The organism is Indolivaga alginatilytica (genome assembly GCF_003201355.1).
Lineage (GTDB): Bacteria > Bacteroidota > Bacteroidia > Bacteroidales > Dysgonomonadaceae > Dysgonomonas_A > Dysgonomonas_A alginatilytica.
Genome location: NZ_QICL01000001.1, coordinates 435,795 through 458,273, shown reverse-complemented (window position 1 = coordinate 458,273; position 22,479 = coordinate 435,795). Strand labels below are relative to the sequence as shown.

The following is a 22,479-nucleotide window of genomic DNA, read 5'->3' as shown; positions in this document are numbered from 1 at the left end:
AATCATATTTAGAATGGTAAGTAAATTGAAAATTTTCTTTATCGGCATTCTTATTGCCGCTTCTTTCTCTTCGTGCTATACTACTAAGGTTACTGTAGGCGATCTTTCTCCACGACAACCAATGGTTAAAATCAATTCAGAGTGGAATCACCATATATTGTGGGGACTTGTTCCGCTGGGAAATGCCAGTATGAGAGCCGATGATTATGTGGGTGATAGAACAAGGTATATGATTAAAACAAATCAATCTTTTGTGAATGGGCTTGTAAGTTCATTAACTTTTGGTATTTATACTCCGACAACTACTGCTTATTATATACCGATTGATGAATCGGGTTATGATTCTCGTGATCAAAGACCTTCGCAAAGCCGAGGTTCTTACGAACGAGCAAGAACAAACGAACTGGTAAGAGGCAATAATCAGGATCGTTATTTAGTGGAAGAACCTGCACCTGCACCTGTTTCTGCACCTGCACCAAGAGTATCCAAACAGCAAGAGCCTCAGGCTACTCAATATGCTCCTGTTGCACAACCTGTAAGTGCTCCACGTGAATATCCTGCGGAGGCAAAAGTTGCTCAACAGTCTGCTGCTCCTGCTCAGGTTAGAGAAGTGAGCCAGTCTCAATCGGGCAGTTACAAAGCAACTGTTTATTTTAAGAATGGTGCAAGAATGGATGGAACGGTAACTCATCCTGCGGGCGATGATAATAAAATAGAGCTTAAATTACCTAGCGGATTGGTAATTGAAAGCAAAGTTAGTGAAATAGAGAAAATAGTGAAAAAATAAGATTTCACTTTATGAATAAAAGAAGAGCCCGAATATTTTGTATTCGGGCTCTTCTTTTTATTATATTTTATTCCTCTTCCTTATTTTTTGAAGCCAAAAGATGGGTCATCTTTTGGTAGTTGGTAATCAGAAAACATCCCAAACAGAGTTCGATAATGTTTGTATATAATCTGGTATTATCAGATTCTTCGAAAGTGGGGAAAATCGACTGTCCTTCTGCTACCGAAGCATAAATTTTTTGACCGATCTCCACAAGAAGCGGAGCAAGGCTGTTAAGAATAAACATACCTCCGATAACAAGTACAGCAATGCTAATTAATTTCTCTGACTTTAATTGATCTAGCTTTATCTGGTCATCATCAAAACCCTTATCTAGTTTGAAAAATTTAATAATACTATCCGGATAAAAAATCAGCCAGACCGAAAACGCAATGGTAAGGATAAGAACTAATGCCATATAAAGAATCATATTCCATCCTTCCGCTCTGCTGTAGAAGGCAAATTGACCGATAAAAAGAGGTAAAGAATTGAGCAATACTAAAATTCCCATTAATTTAATAAGCAGTCTGATAAAGTCTTTTTTAGTCATAGTAGTTCGTTTTGAATGTTATAGATTATAAGTAACATTAAATATTTAATGCGATGTTTTATCAGTATAACTATCTTTGGCTGTTATGCCCAGCCAAAGCAACAAAAAGGTCTCGGACCTTATAATATTATCCGACCTTCGAAAAACGCTTGTCGGTGTTCATCATTAATTTATCGAGTGACGCTGCAATATTACGAACAAAAGGTGTAGCATCGGGTAGAATTTTAATATAATTTGCATTAAATTCGATGATACCATCTTCTGCAAATGCTTTCAGATTGTTTTCGTTATAATTGAGAGCATTCTTTATTTCTTCAACAGATACATTTAAAAGTGAAGCCAAGTCTGTCCAAACTATTTCGTAATTACACATCAATGAGGTGATTACTTCTCTGGTTATTTGTTCATCATTATTAAGCCTGTAGCCTTTCAGTACGGGAAGTTCTCCTTTGTTTACCTGCTCTATATATGTTTTCAAGTCTTTGGTATTCTGACTATATGCCGCAGTAAGCTGGCTGATACCTGTAACACCGAAGGCATATACCTGTCCTGTGGTGCGGCGTGTGCAATATCCTTGAAAGTTACGATGAAGTGCTTTCGTCTTTTGAGCGATATAGAGTTCGTCATCAGGCTGTACGAAGTGGTCGAGTCCTACTGTCTTGTATCCCGATTCGTTTAATAAGTGTTTGGCTGTCTCGTATATCTTGTTCTTATCCTGAGGGGTAGGTAATCCGATCTTTTCGAGATTCATCATTGCAGGATTTACCCAAGGCACATGAGCATACGAAAAGGTAACCAATCTGTCGGGATGTATTTCTATTGCCTGACGAATGGTGTCTGCAAAAGATTCGGCAGTCTGTAAAGGCAATCCATAGATAAAGTCCATATTTACAGCTACACCTTTCGATTTTAGCAGGCTCACAATCTCCGAAACTGGCATGCGTGAAGGCTTGCGATTCGAAGCTTTCAATACATCTTCATTGAAATCTTGTATACCTAAGCTGATACGGTTGAATCCCGCATCAATTAAATCGTTCCAATACGCCTCATCTAAATAGCCGGGATGGCATTCTATAGCTATTTCGGGACGGTCTATCGTTTCGAATCCTTCGAGTAGCATCTTGTTTATTTCCTTCAACATGGCTACGGGCTGAGACGTTGGACTGCCTCCTCCGTAATGTATCTGCGATATTTTTCGGCTGTGATCAAGTAGAGGCAATACCATTTCGATTTCGCGTTTCAAGGCATCCATATAAGAGGCCACTACGGTTTTGTTTTCCAAAAGCATGGCATTGCATCCGCAATAGTGACACATTTTATAGCAAAACGGTATATGTATATAAAACGATATATGTTGGGGTTGCTGCGTATTAGATTCCTCTATTGCTGTTCTGTAATCGTTTACAGCAAAACTGTCGGTAAAGAAATTTGCAGGCGGATAGCTTGTATATCGGGGAACAGCAATGCTGTATTTATCTAATAATTCTTGTTTCATCTTTTTTTTCTTTTTTGAATGTCGCCAAAATGTATAACAATGAGGTTACGGCAATGCAGCTTTCGAATAAAAACAGGTTTGCATAACCATACATGCCTGCAATTTTACCGGCTCCTGCCGCCATAAGCATACCGCTCAGGTGGGTAATGACGGTTTGCAGGGTGAAGTCTGTACCTTCATATCCTTCACGTACACAGTACATCGATGTGGTATAAACTACAATAGTTGCCATACCGTAACTTCCCCATAGCATGGTGATGCCGAGATGCAGGGTTGCCGTATTCACTGTGAGCTGTGTAACCAGAAGGTAGAAATATATAGTGGTTGCCAATATGCATATGGCGAATACGATACGTGGTATGAAGCATCCGATTTTGCGGACGATGAAGCCTCCTGTGAGTGAACCGACACAACCGATGGATGTTCCGATAACGCCCGACATTACGCCTATTTCTTTCATGCTGTAACCATAATCAACCAGAAGGGGTTTCAGCATGGCTAATGTTCCGATAAGCCCTGCATAATACAGGAAAAGAAAGAGTACTTGTTTCCAGATGCCCCTTTGTTTGAAAAATCCGAGCAGATCATCAGGATGAGGTGCTGCATATTTTTTTCTCTCCTGAGGTTCTTCTACTTGTGTCTTTTTGAAAAATAAGAGAGGAATGAGTGCCACTACTACAAATATTGCCAGATAGGGGAGTAGTTTATTCCATCCCAATTGGTGATAAAGCAGAAGCAGTACGCCTCCACCAATCATTGCTCCGGCAAAACTACCTACCGATTGCATACTGTTTACCATGCTCTTGTCTTTTTTACTGAATGATAGTACGGCAAGTGCATCAGTTGCAATATCCTGAGTGGCAGATGCGGTAAAGGCAAAAATAATCAGAACAATAATGGTATATATATTAGTTTCGAGATCGAGGAAGGAAATCGCCAGAATGATGACTGCATAAATGAGTTCGGACGAAAATATCCAGCGCTTATAATCGGTCAGAGTATGACAACTTCTGTCAATGGCAGGCGACCACAGAAACTTTAAAACCCAAGGCAGTTTAAGAAACTGAAGCATCCCGATGGTTTCGAGCGAATAATCCTGCTGTCGCATCAATACCGGCAGAATGGTGGAGAAAAAGCTCATCGGTATCGTTTGAGCAATGTATAAGCTCAGGAACGTGAACAGTTTACCTCCGTTTTGCAGGTTCTTATTTATATTCATTTCAAAAGGTCAATTCTAGTGATCATTTCTTAGATTTACAAAAATACAAAATACAATCGGGCTTGCCAATCACTAGATGTGGTGAATTGGAGTATTATATGAATTTCGGAAGACTAATTTAGAATTGTTAGAAGAAAAGTGGAGAATTGTTAGTTTAATAATGGCTAAGGAATAGATGTTCAATACTTCCAATATTCAAAAGGTTTGAGACCTTTATTGCACATATCTATAACAAAAGCTGGGATTCCCAATCGTTAATTTAAGGAATTGAATTGCTATAAAAAAAGAAAACAGTAACATTCTTGTTACTGTCTTCTTAATAAAAAGGTTTGAAGCCCTTAGAATTTCAGTCGAAAATCAACACCGCAGGTAAATGGTTTTCCTGCCTGTGCAAATGAGTCTTTGGCAAGTGAATTATAGAAGTAATAAGAAACATACTCTTTACCTCCAATATTTTTAGACCATAGGTCGAAAGATACTTTGTCTTTCACAAACGATGCTCGTGCATTGAATATTCCATAAAAGGGCTGAGAAGCCTTATTGTCTTCGTTCCAGTAGATTTTACCCAAAGCTGTATATTGTCCGTTGAGGATTACTTTATCTAACAGATCGCTTTTTAATCTGATAGTGTAGTTGGCAGCCGTAGAAAAAGTATGTCGGGGAACCATGGGCAGAAAGTTACCCGAATAGTCGATATTTTCTTTTGTATTATACATATATTCCTTGAATGAGGCATGTGTATATCCGTAGGTTATCTGAAAGTTAAGATTTTCGAGAGGGTTGATCTGGGTACTAACCTCTAGTCCTTTGCTTGCCGATTTTCCTGCATTGCGTAAAATATAACCGGTTCCGGTGGCTTGATTTTGGGAAACTTGCTGATCTCTCCAATCGATATAAAAAAGGCTGATTTCTGCGTCAAGGAAGTTGTCAAAGTAGCTGCCCTTTGTACCTACTTCGTAATTCCAGCTAGTTTCCGATTTATATGTACGATCTGCTTCGCTTACTGCTGTTGTATTGAATCCTCCTGTTTTGAAACCTTTTGATGCAGAAAAATATACTATTTGATTATTGCGAAAGCTATATTGCAATGCGGCTTTGGGTGTCCATTGCGAATAGCTGTCCTTATCTCTTTTGTTGGTTGTTTCTACGACCGTATTATCGGGTTTGCGACTTCTTGCAATAGTCTGCATTCTGGTTTCTTCCCAGTCGTATCGGAGTCCTAATGTAAGCGAAAGCCCCTCTGTAAGCAAATTGTTAATGATCGATTGGTGATAGAGAGCTGCGCCTTTGGTGGGATTACTTGCATTTTGAAGGGTATGCGTATTTGTCGATCTGTTATCTACATCATTGTCTGTATTGTAGCTTTGATGAAAGCCGAATGTTCCGAATTGCCATTGGTAATTACTTTTCGTAGCCGATTTGATATTGATTTCTTGCGAATACATACGCTGTCTTTGATAGAAGTCTACAAAATACAAGTCTTTCTCTGTAAAGTCTTGGTCTATGCGTTGTTTTCCATCATAAAATTGAAATGAAGACATCGACCCTAATTTGAATTTATCGGTAGCATACTCTACATTCAACCCGTTGGTAGACATATTACGCAGGTACGACGATGGTTCGTTGTAATTAACCTGTCCTACTGTATTGTTTTCGGCATTGTAGATACCGTATGGATATCCTCCCTGATCGGAGTATTCGTAAGCTGAAACCAAGTGCATCGATAATTTAGGAGCAAGCTTCCAACTGAGTCGCATACGACCGTTTGCTGCATCCATCGGATCGGCTTTATCTCCCGTATATTTATTCGTGAAAAATCCTCCCGTATGAAATACATTTCCGGATAGTGAGTATCCGAAGGTGTTGCTAATATTGCCATAGTGAGAAGCACCCAATTCGTATCTGTTGTAGTTCCCTGCTCCCAGATGAACGTTTGTTTCTTTGTACTTATAGGGCGATTTGGTATAAACGTTTATAATACCCCCCATTGTATTACGCCCGTAGATAGTTCCTTGCGGTCCGCGTAGAACTTCTACACGTTCAATATCAGTCATGTCGATATCGAATGTCGATCGGTCGAAGTAGGGCACTCCATCTACATATAGCCCTACCGAAGGTGCATTAATACGCGATCCTATACCCCTTATGTATGCGGGCGAAGTCATCTTCGATCCATAGTCGGGTATAAATAGATTGGGTACAAAGGCGTTGATCTCTTTTATATTGGTGATATTTCGTTCTTTGATAATCTGATCCGACAGCAGGGTTGCCGATATGGGCAGTTGCGAGAGATTGGTGTTACTTTTGAAGGCTTCAATTATAACTTCTTCGCCCGTATAGGACATTACTATAGAATCTTTGGGTATTACAATTTCTTCGGCGCTTAGATTACTGGTATAACATAAATGGATTAGCAGCAACATAAGAATGCTGTATTTTTTCATCAATTATAATATTTTGAGTTAAAAGAACTGTTTTTTTAGTTGTATGCAAAAGTATTAAAGACTTTTAGGTTAACCAATCACTAGATGTAGTGAAAATGTGTTTTAAGGTCGCCAACCTGTTTACTGCTTTGTGAAGCAGAAGAATTGTGCGAAGTTATATCAATTATTTATAGTAATAAATAGTGACACATGGCTTAAATAGCCAAGTTGTGAAAAAAGTACAAAAAAAGTTGTCTATTTATGCAACTTTCTATGTTTTTTACATCTACTATACAAGGAGGAAGGAAATGTGCATTTCCGGAGACATAATATTTATAGACCAATGAGGACACAATACTATTTTCTAGGATTACTTTTAGCGGCTTTTGTGGTGAGTATTTCTTCTTGTTTGCAAGAAGAACGTTCTATCGGTGGTTGGAATGATTCTATTAAGTTATCTACACGTAAAGCCGATTTTTCGGCGGCAAAGGATTCTGTTATCATCACCACAAAAGGTACCTGGTGGTGGGTGAATGATATTTCTGTAAACGGAAACTATTTAATATTCAACCCGATTGAGACCGAAAAAGAAAATTTTGCAATCCATGGCGATTGGTTTTCTATCGAAAGATGTGATAATCAAAAATTGATTGTGAGAGTTTCTGAAAACAGATCGAGCGAAGACCGGAATATAAAAATTACATTAGAAGCGGGCGATTACTTTGATTATATTGATGTGAATCAGTTGGGTAAACATTAAAGCGTTTTTAAAATTCTTCTGTTGAATTAAGAGATACCAATACTTTATCTATACGAGCGCCATCCATATCTACTATTTCGAAAGTAAAATCGTTCCATTCTATTTTTTCTCCCTTTCGTGGAATGCGTTGAAGTAAGTCGAGTATAAGTCCGCTTATCGTATTATAATCGTTCTGAGTATATAGAAACTCCTTTTCGAAAAAGGTTAGGAAATTATAGAACGGACATTGCCCGTCTACTAACCAGCCACCGTCTTTTTGTTCTGCAATATCGGGTTCCTCGTGTATATCAGGAATGTTGCCTACCAGAGCTTCGAGAATATCGGTCAATGTAACAATGCCTTGTATGCTGCCAAACTCATCACAAATCAAGGCATATTGTACGTGGTTGGTTTTCATCTGTTCCAAGGCAGTATATACGCCCATGTTTTCGGGAAAGTAATGGCAAGGTCTGATTACGCTTTCTATAGTAAAGCCTTCTTTCTCTATATTTCCGAAAAGGTCTTTTAGGTATACAACACCTGTTATATTATCTAGATTTTTATGAGCGACGGGATATAAATCGAAAGGGTTTTCTTGTAAAAACTCATATATCTCGGCAATAGACATTCTGGTATCTATCCATACTATATCGCTATAGTGGGTCATAATAGATTCGAGATCGCGATCTCCTAACGAAAAAACACGTTCCAGAATGTCCTGTTCCACTTGCTCTACTACACCGTGCGTGGTTCCTTCTTGTATGATAGCCTTGATCTCCTCTTCAGTAATTTTATTTTCCTCCACACTTATATTTATTATCCTCATTACAAGAGCGGTACTTTTGGATAGTCCCCATACAAACGGGCTTGCCATAATGGATAATATTTGCATGGGACGAGCTGCGATCTGAGAAACCTTTAGCGATATGCTCAGACCTATTCTTTTGGGTACCAGTTCGCCGAAAACAAGGGTGAAATAGGTAACCGATAGTATGATGAAAATTTGCGAGAAAGTTTGTATATGTGCTCCCGAAATGCCCCATCGATCCAGTATTAAAGCCAAATCTCCAGCTAATACATCTCCCGAATAAATACCTATAATTATTCCTATGAGAGTCATCCCGATTTGTGTTATTGAAAGAAGCTTGTCAGGCTCATTTGCAAGTTTTAAAGCACTGGCTGCTCTGGTATTACCTAGTTTTTCTTCGGTTTTAAGTTTTGATTTTCGTACAGAAATAATAGCTATTTCGGACATCGAAAATAATCCGTTTATAAGTATCAGAACAATAATTATCAGAATATCCATTTTGTCTCCTAATTATATAGTGTATCACATCTCTCTTTTGGGTATAACGTTTCAGAAGAGATAGTGTTGTGAAAAATAATCTTTTATCTTAATTTACTGAGGTGTGGTTTACCTTAATTTATCTGTACTCTATAATTGGTGATTATTATAGTTTATCTGTATGTGATTATATTTATGTTAATTAATTAGGGGAAATTAGAACTCACATGTAAATAATACCTCGATTCTTGAATGAAAAAAAGTATCCTAGCGCATTTATAATCAAAATAAATATCTATATTTGTTCCTGTAAAATAACTCTTTATAAGAAAAATGACAACAGAATTAACAAACATGAAGCCTTATAATAATCTAAAATTTAACTATTTAGGTTTGGGTATGTGCGTTGAAATGTTAGAGAGAGAGAGAGAGAGAGAGAGAGAGAGAGAGAGAGAGAGAGAGTAACTAGCCTACCTGCCAGTTATAAAATTTTCAAAGGTAAACTTTTCGGCTTTTTTTTATTTATGCGTTTTATTTACGCATGTTGTTTGTCATTCCTTTTTTATCCCAATTCAAATAAATTATATTGTGTCCATAAGATCTATGGAGAGGATATCTTGTGTAATTGTTGTCGTTCAAAGTCTGCACTGATACACCATTCCCTTATGGCACAATTATGTCCGGCAGTAGCGTGTAGTGATTACATCCTACTGCCTTTTTATCGTTTCACAAGCTATAAACACATTAAAAAATAATTATGAAAATGAAAAAATGTATTTTGTTAATTTTTAGTTTATTATTTGCCGGGTTATGTACTTCTCAGGTGGGGATAAATACAGAAAATCCAAAAGGAGTGTTTCATATTGATTCCAAAGGAGATTCAGGTGTATCGGGGACAAATTCGGTGGATGATGTAATTGTTGATTCACAAGGAAGTATGGGAATCGGTACCCTTACGCCTCAGGCTAAATTGGATATAAATGGCAATCTTCGTATAGCTGATGCTCCTGTAGTGGCTAATGCATCGGTTTTGGTACGTGATGGTGTTACCGGGATTGTAGGTACAGCAGTAGCTATTCCTACTAAAGTTGCATTTATACAATCTGTTGAAGCTCAAAGATTAACAACTGCGGCAGAAAAAGCTAGCTTTAATGCAGGTGTAGCTGTTCGGGTAATCTGGAGTTTGTCAGATATTGTATCTAATAACGTTGTTGATTTTGACGATGCATCCGATGTGTTTATTGTTAAGGAGACAGGTCTGTATGAATTATCGGGTTTCCTGAACTATGCTGCCTATTCTACTATTCCTACTACTTATCCTACTAGTGTGGATGCGGGGCGTGCCGGTGTGAATGTTTCTATTCAGGTAAACCGAAACGATGGTAAAGGATGGGTCGATTTTACAGCATCGCGCATTGTCTTTACAGGTACTGCCGTGCATAGTACGGCACAAACTATAATAGTTCCACCGGGGGTATTGATATTTGATGCAGGGACAAAGATACGTATGGTGTTTCTACGTCCTAGCGCCGATTTTGGGTTACCTCATGGTACTTCTGGTGGTGATAATGGTGTCACTTTGCCTACAGGTGTTCTTTTTTCAAAAGGAATGAAGATTCTTGCCCTGTAAATAAGATACTTGGTCTGGTTAGCTGAAATAATATCAAAGAATTATTAGAGAAAATGTAGGGATCGTATTGCATACACGATCCCTACATTTTAATTTATTCACGATTTAAATAAAATAAATATCTGATTTCTCTATAATTTAAAATAAATATCTATCTTTGTGGTTGAGAGAACAAATGTTTATGTTAAAAATAACGACGACAACGACAATATTAACAAACTTATTTATTTTAATAGTCCTGATTTTATAATTTGGGGCTTATCATGTGCATTCAAATTCTGAAAAAAAGAAAGCAAAAAACCTCTTTACATTTAGAAAATTCTTCTTCCTGAATTTTTAGATGTAAAAAATTTTTCTCTTTTTCGCATTGTGTCAATTGCACATAATGAGGAAGGCTTTTAGAATGTTCTTTTAGTAAGTATATGAATAGTTGGCTAAGTGCAGTTTAGTATGATTTATTTGTTTGACGCTTGTATGTAGTGACTTTAGTACTACTACTCATTAGGATTAAATAATTTATGATCAAGTCAAAGAAAAATTGTGGTAATGAAAAAAAGTATTCTGTTAATTATTAGTTTGTTATTGGCTGAACTATCTATTTCTCAGGTAGGGATAAATACAGAAGACCCCAAGGGTGTATTTCATATTGATGCCAAAGGTGATACAGGTGCTCAAGGGGTGAAATTTTCGGATGATATAGTTGTTAATACAGAAGGTAAGATGGGGATCGGCACTCTTACACCTCAGGCTAGGCTGGATATAAACGGTAACCTTCGCATAGCCGATGCTCCTGTAATAGCTAATGCCGCGGTTTTGGTGCGTGATGGTACTACCGGTATGGTTGGTACGGCAGTTTCTGTTCCAACTAAAGTCGCATTTATACAATCTATTGAAGCTCAGTTGTTAACGACTCAGGCTGAGAAAGACTTGTTCAATACAGCGGTACCGGTTCAGGTAACCTGGAGTTCGGCAGACATTGTTTCGAATAATGTAGTCGATTTTAACGATACATCTGATATATTTACTATTTCTCAAACTGGTCTATATGAATTATCGGGTTTTATGAATTATGCTACTTATTCTACTATTCCTACTACTTATCCTACTACGGTAGATGCAGGTCGGGCAGGTGTTAATGTTTCTATTCAGGTAGACAAAAACGATGGTAAGGGGTGGACTGATTTTACAGCGGCTCGTATTGTCTTTACAGGCACTGCTGTTCATAATACATCACAAACAATTATAGTTCCTCCCGGAGTTTTGATCTTTGATAAGGGAACAAAGATACGTATGGTCTTTCTGCGTCCTGCCACTAATTTTGGTTTGGCACACGGTACATCAGGCAATAATGGTATTGCTTTACCTGCAGGTATTCTTTTCTCGAAAGGAATGAAGATTCTTGCCTTATAAATAAGATACTTAATTTAGCTGACAGGCAATTACTCAATAGGGTAGTATAATATTTAAATATATATCTGAATTTTATTGTACAGGTTTATACTGTATGAATAAAGTTCAGATTTTTTTATGCAAAATAATTGAGCGGGAATTAAATCTGCTTACCGATAATATCTTTGTTTTTTTAACGAAAAAAGTGTTTCAGTATATTATAATCAAAATAAATATCTATATTTGCCGCTGCTAAATAACTCTTTACAAGAAGAATGATACTAAAATTAACAAACATATTTGTTTCTAAGGATCTAAATTTTAACTATTTAGGTTTGGATATGTGCGTCGAAATATTAGAGAGAGAGAGAGAGAGAGAGAGAGAGAGAGAGAGAGCATAACTAATGCCTCTTCGCATTTAAAAAACCACTTATTTCTCAAATTTTCAGGCAGAACTACCTGTCTTTACTCCCTATTGTGTCCTAGAGGCATCTCTCAGGGTTTGATACATTATTTTCCCCATAAACATACTTATAGTTGTCACGGTAAGCATTTTCGTGTAACAGATTTGTTTTGTTGTTGTCGTTCAAAGTCGGCACGATTCAACCGTTTACCTATGGCACAACTATGCTTGGCAGCGGCGTGTAGTGATTACATGCTGCTGCCTTTTTTATTTATTACAGGCTTATACATTAACTAATTAGCATATTTATAAATTAAAGGAATTGAAGAATGGAAAGAATTAAAGTGAGTCTTGTATTAATATTTTTGTGGTTGTCACTCATTTCGTCTTTTGGACAGGTGGGAATAAACACAGAGAATCCCCAATCGACATTGGATGTATCGGGTGATAATTCAAGTGCAGCAGCAGGAATTATCGCCCCCCGTCAGACCCGTCAGCAATTGATAACTAAAGCAGCGAGTTATACAGTAAACCAGCGGGGAGCTATTGTTTATGTAACAGACGTAACCGGTGGCACCAATGCTGCAACTGCCAATGTAACGCAAGCAGGCTACTATTATTACGACGGGAGTTTGTGGCAGCCTTTCAACAATTCGTCGAGCAGCAATGTCAACAACTGGTCTATTGCCGGAAATGCAGGTCTTTCGGCAACACATGGTACTAACTATCTGGGTACGACCGATGCTGTGGATTTAGTGTTTAAGACAGCCGCCACAGAGCGTATGACTATTAACTCGAAAGGAAATGTAGGTATCGGTACAGTAGCTCCTACCAATAAATTGCATGTTAAAGATACTACTAATCCCCTTAAAGTTGAAGGGCTTGCTGCAAGTGCCTCTGCGAGCGATCTCCCGATGGTTGTTGGCTCCGATGGAATAGTAAAGACAGGTACATTTCCGGTTGTAAATATTGTGCCCGATGATGTGGGAACAGTTATAGCTATTGATGGCAAGCTTCTTATTGCACAAGAGATAACGGTGTTGATGACTGCCGATTTTGTGTCTAAGGGGCAACCAACCCCTCTTATACCTGATCGTATTGGTAATTTGACCAATAAGATTATCGATAACAAAAACACCTTTTCGTCTACTGCTACTACCAATTCGTTTAAAGTTATGGCAGATGGCGTGTATTCAATTATGATAAATGTTCAGTTGGAAACTACAGCAGCTCAAAATCCTGTTGTGGGTATATGGTGCGATACTCCCGAAGCAGGCTTTCCTAACGGTAAATGGGTAGCTAGGGTAAATGATGCATTTATGGCTAGTGGAGCGACTGTTAACGGTCAAACATATACCTTGATTACCGCCATTGATATGTATGTCAGCAAGACTTATTCATTCAGGGTGGTAGGTAATGCGGATACAACGGTTAAAGCATTCAGTAGAGGATCGACGGGTGAAGGACCTATATCTTTCTATTCTCTGAAAAGATTGAAATAAGAGTTAGATAATAGGTGGTTGGGTTCGATATTATATCGGACTCAATCATTTTAATATTTGGAATCTACTTTCCAATGTATCCATCCTTCAATGAAAAAAATACACTTTGGTTTACTATAATCAAAATAAATATTTATATTTGCTGCTGTAGAATAACTCTTTACAAGAATAATGACACTGAAATTAACAAACATGTCTATCTTTAAAAATCTAAATTTTAACTGTTTAGGTTTGGCTATGTGTGTTGAAATATTAGAGAGAGAGAGAGAGAGAGAGAGAGAGAGAGAGAGAGAGAGAGAGAACTAATACCTCCTCACATTTAAAAAGCTTCTTATTCCTCAAATTTTCAGGCAGAACTATCTGTCTTTTTTTGTTATTGCGTCTTTTTAACGCTAGAGTATTCTCTTTGCAATATTTCCCCAATAAATATATTGATAGTTGTCAGGGTAAACATTTTCGTGTAACAGATTTGTTTTGTTGTTGTCGTTCAGAATCGGCACGAATGATTCGTTTGCGTATGGCACAACTATATTTGGCAGTGGTGTGTAGTGATTACAAACCGCTGCCTTTTTTACTAACTAATAATTAAAATTTGAAATAATGAGAAAAAAAAATCTTTTACTGATGGGAATATTTTCTTTGGGCTTACTTAATGCTCAAGTCGGGATAAATACAAAGAATCCATTAGGTGTTTTACATATCGATCCCAAAGGAGATACGAATGCCTCCGGTACAACTGGTGCAAGTGACGACATTGTAATAAAATCAAACGGGCAGGTTGGTATTGGTACAATCTCCCCTGCTAAAACTCTTGATCTGAGGGGGAGGTTTAAGCTGGTGGATGGTACACAGGCTGACGGTTATTTTCTCACCAGCGATGCTAACGGAAATGCTTCGTGGAAAAAAACGATGCAAATGAAAGGCTTTGTAGAAGGCGTCAGAAATTTTCCGAACCTTACCACTGTATCACCTGTATACACAGGTACGTATATTTCGTTGCCTGCCGGTACTTGGATGATTGCCTTTACGTGTACGTATAGAGATGCCAGCGTAGCCAATTATATTATCTGGCGTCTTTCTACCAGCTCCGGCTCATTAGTTCCTTATCAGAATGCGCAGAAAAGTACAGCCTATTCAGGTTCGGCAATTGTTGGTTATCATACATCGATTTCGTGTTATTTTCTGGTAACCAATGCTGCAACTCAGGGTTATTACTTATGGGCAGGTTTAGCAGCGGCTTCCAGTAATATTACCTATACTGGCGAGGGGCGGCTTTATGCAATTCCCTTATCTTAAGTAGTATTATTTATTGGTAAGGTGAGAGATGTATGTTCACTCCTGCAACAAAGTCGTAAAATAAATAACAGGTTTAAAACCTTAAATAGATAAAGAAATGAGATTGTATTATTTAATTATACTGTTTTTTCTTGTAAATATATTTGCATTAAAATCGCAGGTCGGTATCAATACCCAATCACCCCAGGGAGTGTTGCATATCGATCCTAAAGGAGATACTGTGGGCGCAACGAACAGCTCGGACGATTTTATTATCACTTCGGCAGGACGTGTAGGAATAGGTACAGTTAGTCCTGCAGCCAGCCTAGATATTGTGGGTGACCTGCGTATAGCTGATGGAACCGAATACGATCGTTATGTGATGACCAGTGATGCTAGTGGTGTGGGAGCATGGAAGAGACAAACGTATACTTCGCGTGTTGTAGGGATCGTGCCGGCTACTTTGACTAGTTTGAAATCAAGTAATAATATAATGGATCCATCGTTTTGGGTTTATACAGGAGCAAATATTACACTTCCTGCCGGAAGTTGGATGATCTATTATTACTGTGTGTATAATAATCCCAGCGCTTTAAATTATACTGTATGGTGGGATCTGGGTACGACTACCAATTGGGCTACGGCAGTCAGGGTTGGTCGTGTTCTGAGTTATTTTGCGCCCACAACAGGTTTATCGCCTACTTATGCTTCTTATGGTGTATCTCCTACTGTAACCACAACTTATTATATGCTTGGAACTGTAACAAACCCTGCTGTTGCAGGTTATACATTTACTTATAATAGCGGAGCCCGTATATGGGCAATACCTGTTTTTTAATTTTACTTATACGTTTTAAAATGAAAATATATATAACCTTTATATGTGCTATTTGTGCCACTTTATTTTTTAATGAAACTCACGCACAGATTGGTATACAGACCGAAAATCCGTTATCGGTACTTCATATCGACCCGAAACGGGATACTAATGCAACAGGTTCCGGTAATATAAGCGATGATGTTGTAATCACTTCCGCAGGCAATGTAGGTATAGGGGTTGTGGCTCCTACCGAAAAACTGGATATCAGGGGTACTTTCAGACTGAGAGATGGCAATCAGGCAGCAAATAAAGTATTGGTATCGGATGCTTCGGGTAATGCTCAATGGAGCGACCGTCCTAAACTGGAGGTGTTGGAGGTGAATAATATTAATACGCTGCTTTCGGGCAAAACTTTTACTACTACACCAATCTACAGCGGTGTGTCGATTACTCTTTCCAAGGGGGCATGGCAGGTAATGTTTCAGGTAACGTGTACCGGGAGTAATAACGTATATTGGGATTTTTGTACCTCCAGTACGGTCTATTCGTTGATGGATGTGCCTAACCGCCGTGCCATGAGTTCTGGACGTACCCCTGTTTCGGTTACAGCTATTTACTTTGTTAATAATACAGTAGCAACTACTTATTATATCTGGGCAAGTACCCGATCGGGAACGGCGACTTATCTTGCAGGAGGTACTTTGTGGGCATTACCGATAGACTGATTTATCTGCTGAAAAAAAAACGGGGCGAGAAATATATCAGCAGGCTTAAATAGTGCCATATCTCTGAATTTTATCTATACAGTATAACAAACAAGTACGGATAAAATTCAGATTTTTATGATTACACTTTCTTTTGACGACAAGCAGATCAGTATTCCCCAATCGTGGAGCGACATTCGTTTAGGTGATTACGAGCGTTGGTTTCAGATAGAACCCAAAGACCGATTGGAACAAATACAATTGATTGCCAATGTATGCAGTATAGATGTAGAGTTGCTGTTGAAGAACCCTACTCAGATATTTGATACAATTGTAGATATTGTAAAATTTGTTTTTGAAGAGTATCGTGGCGAGGCCTTAAATCGTATTGAGGTGGATGGAATTACTTATACGGTATCATTTACGGAAGAGCTTACTCTTGCCGAATGGGTGGATATGGAATCGGTTTTTGAGTCGGATTCAGAATCCCGGTTATCGGATATACTTTCCATACTTTGTCGCCCCATAGGCGAAAGCTACGACAGTAAGATATCGGAAGGCCGTAAAGAATTGTTTTCTAATTTATCCATGAATAATGCTTTACCGTTGCTGGCTTTTTTTTTGCGACAAAAAGAGAGATTTCAGAACGTTTCGAACCTTTATTCAGAGGTAAAGGAACAGGCAGACCGATATCTCCTTCTTACTCGCAATTTTGTAGAAAATGGGGATGGTACAAAATCGTTGCCGATCTGGCAGAGGATAAGATTTTACTTTTTGATGAAATCCTTAAAAAAACAGTTGTCGAAGTGTTCGGATTTCTCCTATATCGTGTAGACAAAGGACAAGCTGAAGACGATCAGGAAAAATTTCAGGCACAAATAAGAAGGTGAAGAAGTTGAGCGTTAGTTGTTTACTTATTCTTGGGGAGTTAAATATAAATGCACAGAATTTCTACAATTCTGTGCATTTATATTTATTGTACTTAATTGGACAAAATAAAAAGCAAAAAGAGCAAACCCAAACTAAGGGTTCGCTAGTATGTTTGTGATTAATTAAGTTAATCTTTATTAAGTATAACAGTTATGAACAAAGCAGAAAATATTGCTTTAATTGTATCTCAAATTTGTCTCTTCAGATTTGGTGGTTATATTTATTTTGCTAACACACACACACACACACACACACACACACACACACACACACACACACACACACACACCTTCGCGTGTTAAGATACTAAAAAGATACCATTTATACAAGAAATTACATAAGAAAGTAACAGACGTTTTTGTGCTCAAAAAACATCTGTTTTATATTGTTTTTTCTCTCTTTCATCGGAGAGGACGAGCCTTTTTTTGTCTTCCAAAATATGAAATGCCCAATCTGAATATTCAATAAAAACAACACTTTAAATCTATAAGAAAAATGAAACATTCCTCACAAAACAAGTATTTGAGAAAAGTATTCTCTTTGAAGATACTCTTCCTGCTGTTATCAGGCTTTGTTTCTGTAGCTTCTGCCCAAGCACAGATAACAATAACCGGAACGGTAATAGACGCACAGAACGAACCCATGATAGGTATCAGTGTTATTCTGAAGAACACAAGCAAAGGCACCGTTACCGATCTGGATGGAAAGTATACAATATCAGTTCCCGACAATAAATCGGTATTGGTATATTCCTTTATCAGTTATAAAACACAAGAAATTGTGGTGGGTACGCAACGCATAATTAATGTAAAGCTCGAAGATGCAGCTGCTGCACTCGACGAGGTAGTGGTTGTAGGTTATGGTACTCAAAAGAAAAGCGACCTTACAGGGGGGATCAGTACCATATCATCCGATAAAATTAATAAAATACCGGCTGTCAGTTTAGGGCAACGTTTGCAAGGGCAAATTGCAGGCTTGAATGTAACCAGTATTAATAACAGGCCGGGAGAGGATGCCACTTTTACCGTACGGGGTGAGAAATCGCTTTCGGGAGGAAACAATCCGCTTATTATTCTCGATGGAATTCCTTTCAATGGAAATATTACCGAAGTAGACCAAAATAGTGTGGATAATATTTCGGTGTTGAGAGATGCTTCATCGGCAGCAATTTACGGATCGCGTGCAGCCAACGGAGTTATACTTATTACAACTAAAAAAGGAAAAGTGGGTAAGCCAACCGTTCGATACAATGCCTATGTAGGATTTCAACAAGCAGAATGGTTACCCGATCTTAGAAACGGAACAGAATATATTCAGATGTTGAAGGATTTCAGAAGAGATACGAACGACCCTAAATGGGATGATCCAAAGGCATGGTTGCAATTGTCGTTGGTCGATAACTTCGAAAATGGAAGAGAAACGGACTGGAAAGGCGAGTTGTTTAGAACAGCCCTTCAACAAGAACATCAATTGAGTTTATCGGGAGCAACCGATGCAACCAATTATTTTGTATCGCTTTCGTATTCCGATCAGGACGGTATCGTAAAATATACAGGATATAAAAAATATGCTGTCACCTCCAATATCAGTCAGAAAATAGGTAATTGGCTTAATATCGGTGCAAATATCCAATTATTGGAAAGAGACAGAGGCGGTAAATCTCCAAACTTCGGTTATGGTTTCAGAATGTCGCCTTATGGAGATGTGAGGGACGAAAATGGCAGGTACATACGTTACCCGATGAATCCCGAAACGATGTACTACAGTCCGTTTGCCGATCAGGATGCCATCGTGGACGATGTATCCAGAGCAGCATATACCAATGCTTTCTTAGATGTGAAGTTACCTGTAAAAGGGCTTACTTACCGTGCCAATTTCGGTTATTCGTACCGTCATAGAGACAGAGGCAGCTACTACGGATCTACTACGATGACGGGAGAACCTATCGGAGGGAGAGCAACCGTAAGAGATGATAGTGACGGTGACTGGACATGGGAAAACGTAGTTCGTTACGATAATAACTGGGGCAAGCATCATCTTGACCTGACCGGATTGTACAGTGCTCAAAAAACATATACCACTTATCACGAAACAGTTGCCGAGGGATTTTTATCGGATGCCAACGGGTATCATAATATAGAAACGGCACAAGGCAAGAAAACGATAGCCTCGACAAGAACCGAAACGGCTTTGTTGTCGTGGATGGGACGTGCCAATTATTCTTACGACCGACGTTACCTGCTTACTGTTACAGCTCGTAGAGACGGATATTCGGCTTTTGGCGATAACAACAAATGGGCTTTGTTCCCTTCGGTGGCAGGGGCTTGGGTGTTGAGCGAAGAATCGTTTTTTCAGGATTTGAATTGGAAGCAAGTCGAATTCCTAAAATTCAGATTGTCTTATGGGTCGAATGGAAATCAGGCGGTAAGTGCGTATCAAACAAAAACGAAACTGGCTCAGCGTGACTATATATATGGTAATGATGCTCTGTTTGCCGGAGGTTTGGTTGCAAACTTCACCAAAGGAAATCCCAATTTGAAATGGGAAACATCGTCTTCATTGAATGCCGGAATAGATTTCAACCTTTTCAATAATGTGCTTAGCGGCTCTTTTGACTATTACGATACACGAACAAAAGATTTGTTGATGAACAGAACCGTGCCTGTAATGAACGGGTATACGACTATGATGGATAATGTGGGTAAAACTAAAAACACAGGTTTCGATTTCACCCTGAATACTTTGAATATCAAAAACCAAAATTTCCAATGGAGTTCAACCTTTGTACTTTCGGGTAACTGGAGTAAAATATTGGAGTTGAAAGATTATGATCCGAAAACAGGAAAACCTCTCGATGATGTTACTAATAAATGGTTTATCGGTCAACCCATACGTGTTCATTATGACTATAAAGTGATAGGCATCTGGCAGGAAGACGAAAGGGAAGAAGCTGCCAAATACAAGGCAATACCGGGTGACGCCAAATTATATGATAAGGATAACAGCGGAACGATTACTGCCGACGACCGTGTGATTATAGGTTCTAAGTTGCCGGTCTGGACTGCTGGTCTTACCAATACATTCTCTTATAAGAACCTGTCGTTATCGGTATTCCTGAACGGAGTATTTGATGTGACGAAGGAAAACGAGACGGTTAAGTTCGAACGTCAGCTTTTTGCCAAGAATGTAAATTACATAAACGGTATAAATTACTGGACTCCTGAAAATCGATCTAATGAATATACCCGTCTGGGATATAATGAAACCAAGCATACGTTCTATACGAAAGCTTCTTTTGTGAGAATTCAGGATGTGAATCTTTCTTATCAGTTCCCCAAAGTAATAGCTAAAAAGATCGGATTGGAAGCATTGACCACTTATGTGAATGCACGTAATCTATATACGTTCTCGGGTGCGAAAAAATTCACGACCAATATCGAACAAGATAAATACAGTCTCGATTCTCCTGATATTGTTGTGAGAGTAGGAGATACTCCCAGATCGTCATATCCTAATCAGAGAGTATTTATTATAGGCGTAAATGTAACTTTTTAACGGTATTTAAACAGTAGTATATCATGAAAAAATATATATCAGGTATTTTATTAGCTCTTGTATTGTGCAGCTCTTGCAGCGAAAGCTTTCTGGATGAAAATCCTCAAAGTTTCGAAAGTGCCGAGCAAACCTACAAGACTACCAAAGGCTTCAATGCTGCACTCAATGGTTTGTTTGCTTACTCGAGGCTCGAGTTTGAAACGTGGAACGACAATATTGTTGCACAAGGGGCTTGTGCTTATGAAGTATTGCAGGGAGGTCTCGATATTTGTTACGTAAATAATGTGGACGGAACTTTGAAACCGTTCCAGTTATATACTTTCGATGCTACCAACAGTTATATCGCAAACAGATGGAAATGGGCATACGGTTTGATAACCAATGCCAATATGATGAATAATTATGCTGAAAAAACAGACGTGACATGGACTAAAGAAACAGATAAGATATTCTTTCAGGCTAATGCACGTTTTTTCAGAGCCTATGCTTATCGTTACCTCACCTATTTGTACGGTGATGTGCCTTGGGTAGATAAGGTAGAGGACAAATACAGACTCGATTTCGAAAGAACCCCGAAAGCCGAAGTCCTGAAAAAAATGATCGAAGATCTGGAGTTTGCAGCTAAAAATCTGCCCGAGAATCCCAATAGCGTAAAAGATGGTGAGTTGACCAAATGGGCGGCTCTGCATATGTTGAGTGAAATCTGCATTTTTGCAGGAGATTACAAGAAAGCCGAAACCGTAGCATTAGAGGTAATAAATTCATCGTATTACAAACTGATGGATACCCGCTTTGGTAAAGATGCCTCTAAACCGGGTGATGCGTTTGCAGATATGTTTCTCGAAAAAAATCAGAATCGTAAAGGTGGTAATCTGGAATCTATCTGGGTTGTTCAGGCAGAATATAATGTACAAGGTGGAAGCACTAATTATAATGACTGGACTCGCCGTGCATGGGTTCCCGGATATTACAATATTCCCGGATTTCAAATATCGCAAGCATATGGTGGAAGAGGTTTAGGACAAATACGCCCAATAGAATATGTATTTGACAGCTATGAGCCTCTGGATATGAGAAACTCGGCATATAATATCCGCAGGGAATTTTTCTATAATGACCCAAAGAATACTGGATTGTTTGGAAAGAAGCATACTATCACCGAGGATAATATGGATAGGGGACATGCTTTCCCCACAACAACTAAGTTTGATTATATGCCCGAAAATGCTCCGACTTACGAAGGCAACCAGAAGGATAAGATGAGATCGCGTCTGGCTGAAACATATCTTTTGTTAGCAGAAGCATATATTAAAGACAATCAGATCGATAAGGCTGCCGAGGCTATCAATAAAGTAAGAGCCAGAGCAGGAGCTACAGCAGTGAAGCAAGCGGATGTGAATATCGATTACCTTTTGGATGAAAGAGCGAGGGAGCTGCTGGGTGAAGAGATGAGGCGTTTCACCTTGGTGCGTACAGGTAAACTGGTGGAGAGAACCAAGAAGTACAACTCGAAATCGGCAGCAGCTATAAAAGATCATCATGTGTTGTGGCCTGTTCCACAAGGTGTGATTGATTCGAATTCGGGATTGAAATGGGAAAATAATCCCGGATACAATTGATTTGTAAGTAAAGATTGATGGGTTACCAATAGCAAATTTATTACTGCTAAATGCAGTTAAAGGAGCTGAGAGCACAGGATGTTAAATTCTGTGCCTTTCCTACATTGTACCTATT

16 protein-coding genes are annotated in these 22,479 nt (G+C 38.6%); 11 read left to right on the top strand and 5 right to left on the bottom strand.

The features are described 5' to 3' along the window. Window positions 1-13: 13 nt before the first annotated feature. Complete coding sequence (locus tag CLV62_RS01975; RefSeq protein WP_110309097.1) at window positions 14-787, top strand: Bor family protein; 774 nt, start codon at window positions 14-16, stop codon at window positions 785-787. Window positions 788-854: 67 nt separating this feature from the next. Here the strand turns inward: CLV62_RS01975 and CLV62_RS01970 are convergent, their stop codons facing one another. From CLV62_RS01970 to CLV62_RS01955, 4 genes are all read right to left on the bottom strand, one after another. Continuing rightward, window positions 855-1,376 (bottom strand): hypothetical protein, encoded by a 522-nt coding sequence (locus CLV62_RS01970; RefSeq protein WP_110309096.1) that lies wholly within the window; start codon window positions 1,374-1,376, stop codon window positions 855-857. A gap of 127 nt (window positions 1,377-1,503) precedes the next feature. Next, window positions 1,504-2,871, bottom strand: coding sequence for an oxygen-independent coproporphyrinogen III oxidase (gene hemN / locus CLV62_RS01965; RefSeq protein WP_110309095.1), 1,368 nt, complete (start codon window positions 2,869-2,871; stop codon window positions 1,504-1,506). Further along, window positions 2,849-4,090, bottom strand: a complete 1,242-nt coding sequence (locus CLV62_RS01960) for an MFS transporter (protein ID WP_110309094.1) — start codon at window positions 4,088-4,090, stop codon at window positions 2,849-2,851. The genes hemN and CLV62_RS01960 overlap by 23 nt, the downstream gene beginning before the upstream one ends. A gap of 338 nt (window positions 4,091-4,428) precedes the next feature. Further along, window positions 4,429-6,534 carry a TonB-dependent receptor gene (locus CLV62_RS01955; protein WP_110309093.1) on the bottom strand — a complete coding sequence of 702 codons (2,106 nt, stop codon included), beginning with the start codon at window positions 6,532-6,534 and terminating at the stop codon, window positions 4,429-4,431. A 322-nt stretch (window positions 6,535-6,856) separates the two neighbouring features. Here CLV62_RS01955 and CLV62_RS01950 point away from each other — a divergent pair, with 322 nt between their 5' ends. Beyond that, window positions 6,857-7,273 carry a BACON domain-containing protein gene (locus CLV62_RS01950; RefSeq protein WP_110309092.1) on the top strand — a complete coding sequence of 139 codons (417 nt, stop codon included), beginning with the start codon at window positions 6,857-6,859 and terminating at the stop codon, window positions 7,271-7,273. A gap of 7 nt (window positions 7,274-7,280) precedes the next feature. Here CLV62_RS01950 and CLV62_RS01945 read toward each other — a convergent pair whose 3' ends face one another. After that, window positions 7,281-8,558, bottom strand: coding sequence for a hemolysin family protein (locus CLV62_RS01945; RefSeq protein ID WP_110309091.1), 1,278 nt, complete (start codon window positions 8,556-8,558; stop codon window positions 7,281-7,283). Window positions 8,559-9,300: 742 nt separating this feature from the next. Between CLV62_RS01945 and CLV62_RS01940 the strand changes: the two genes are divergently transcribed. The 9 genes from CLV62_RS01940 to CLV62_RS01895 all read left to right on the top strand — a co-directional run bounded on the left by CLV62_RS01940 (window position 9,301) and on the right by CLV62_RS01895 (window position 22,364). Next, window positions 9,301-10,167, top strand: a complete 867-nt coding sequence (locus CLV62_RS01940) for a hypothetical protein (protein ID WP_146212677.1) — start codon at window positions 9,301-9,303, stop codon at window positions 10,165-10,167. A 546-nt stretch (window positions 10,168-10,713) separates the two neighbouring features. Further along, on the top strand, window positions 10,714-11,577 hold the full coding sequence (locus CLV62_RS01935; protein WP_110309089.1) for a hypothetical protein: 864 nt from the start codon (window positions 10,714-10,716) through the stop codon (window positions 11,575-11,577). Window positions 11,578-12,288: 711 nt separating this feature from the next. Beyond that, entirely contained in the window at window positions 12,289-13,461 is a 1,173-nt protein-coding gene (locus CLV62_RS01930) for a hypothetical protein (protein ID WP_110309088.1), read from the top strand. Window positions 13,462-14,061: 600 nt separating this feature from the next. After that, window positions 14,062-14,757 (top strand): hypothetical protein, encoded by a 696-nt coding sequence (locus CLV62_RS01925; protein ID WP_110309087.1) that lies wholly within the window; start codon window positions 14,062-14,064, stop codon window positions 14,755-14,757. 97 nt (window positions 14,758-14,854) lie between these two features. Further along, complete coding sequence (locus CLV62_RS01920; RefSeq protein ID WP_110309086.1) at window positions 14,855-15,574, top strand: hypothetical protein; 720 nt, start codon at window positions 14,855-14,857, stop codon at window positions 15,572-15,574. Window positions 15,575-15,594: 20 nt separating this feature from the next. Continuing rightward, on the top strand, window positions 15,595-16,281 hold the full coding sequence (locus tag CLV62_RS01915; RefSeq protein ID WP_146212676.1) for a hypothetical protein: 687 nt from the start codon (window positions 15,595-15,597) through the stop codon (window positions 16,279-16,281). Window positions 16,282-16,398: 117 nt separating this feature from the next. Continuing rightward, window positions 16,399-17,094, top strand: a complete 696-nt coding sequence (locus tag CLV62_RS01910) for a hypothetical protein (RefSeq protein WP_110309084.1) — start codon at window positions 16,399-16,401, stop codon at window positions 17,092-17,094. A gap of 591 nt (window positions 17,095-17,685) precedes the next feature. Beyond that, window positions 17,686-20,745: a SusC/RagA family TonB-linked outer membrane protein gene (locus tag CLV62_RS01900; RefSeq protein ID WP_110309082.1), complete on the top strand. Its 3,060-nt coding sequence runs from the start codon at window positions 17,686-17,688 to the stop codon at window positions 20,743-20,745. Window positions 20,746-20,768: 23 nt separating this feature from the next. Then, window positions 20,769-22,364: a RagB/SusD family nutrient uptake outer membrane protein gene (locus tag CLV62_RS01895; protein ID WP_110309081.1), complete on the top strand. Its 1,596-nt coding sequence runs from the start codon at window positions 20,769-20,771 to the stop codon at window positions 22,362-22,364. Window positions 22,365-22,479: the final 115 nt, after the last annotated feature.

Coding starts and splice junctions, on each gene's coding strand:
- CLV62_RS01920 (WP_110309086.1), top strand. CDS start 14,855: ATGAGATTGTATTATTTAATTATACTGTTTTTTCTTGTAAATATATTT.
- CLV62_RS01900 (WP_110309082.1), top strand. CDS start 17,686: ATGAAACATTCCTCACAAAACAAGTATTTGAGAAAAGTATTCTCTTTG.
- CLV62_RS01915 (WP_146212676.1), top strand. CDS start 15,595: ATGAAAATATATATAACCTTTATATGTGCTATTTGTGCCACTTTATTT.
- CLV62_RS01910 (WP_110309084.1), top strand. CDS start 16,399: ATGATTACACTTTCTTTTGACGACAAGCAGATCAGTATTCCCCAATCG.
- CLV62_RS01930 (WP_110309088.1), top strand. CDS start 12,289: ATGGAAAGAATTAAAGTGAGTCTTGTATTAATATTTTTGTGGTTGTCA.
- CLV62_RS01925 (WP_110309087.1), top strand. CDS start 14,062: ATGAGAAAAAAAAATCTTTTACTGATGGGAATATTTTCTTTGGGCTTA.
- CLV62_RS01960 (WP_110309094.1), bottom strand. CDS start 4,090: ATGAATATAAATAAGAACCTGCAAAACGGAGGTAAACTGTTCACGTTC.
- CLV62_RS01955 (WP_110309093.1), bottom strand. CDS start 6,534: ATGAAAAAATACAGCATTCTTATGTTGCTGCTAATCCATTTATGTTAT.
- CLV62_RS01945 (WP_110309091.1), bottom strand. CDS start 8,558: ATGGATATTCTGATAATTATTGTTCTGATACTTATAAACGGATTATTT.
- hemN (WP_110309095.1), bottom strand. CDS start 2,871: ATGAAACAAGAATTATTAGATAAATACAGCATTGCTGTTCCCCGATAT.
- CLV62_RS01970 (WP_110309096.1), bottom strand. CDS start 1,376: ATGACTAAAAAAGACTTTATCAGACTGCTTATTAAATTAATGGGAATT.
- CLV62_RS01895 (WP_110309081.1), top strand. CDS start 20,769: ATGAAAAAATATATATCAGGTATTTTATTAGCTCTTGTATTGTGCAGC.
- CLV62_RS01950 (WP_110309092.1), top strand. CDS start 6,857: ATGAGGACACAATACTATTTTCTAGGATTACTTTTAGCGGCTTTTGTG.
- CLV62_RS01975 (WP_110309097.1), top strand. CDS start 14: ATGGTAAGTAAATTGAAAATTTTCTTTATCGGCATTCTTATTGCCGCT.
- CLV62_RS01935 (WP_110309089.1), top strand. CDS start 10,714: ATGAAAAAAAGTATTCTGTTAATTATTAGTTTGTTATTGGCTGAACTA.
- CLV62_RS01940 (WP_146212677.1), top strand. CDS start 9,301: ATGAAAAAATGTATTTTGTTAATTTTTAGTTTATTATTTGCCGGGTTA.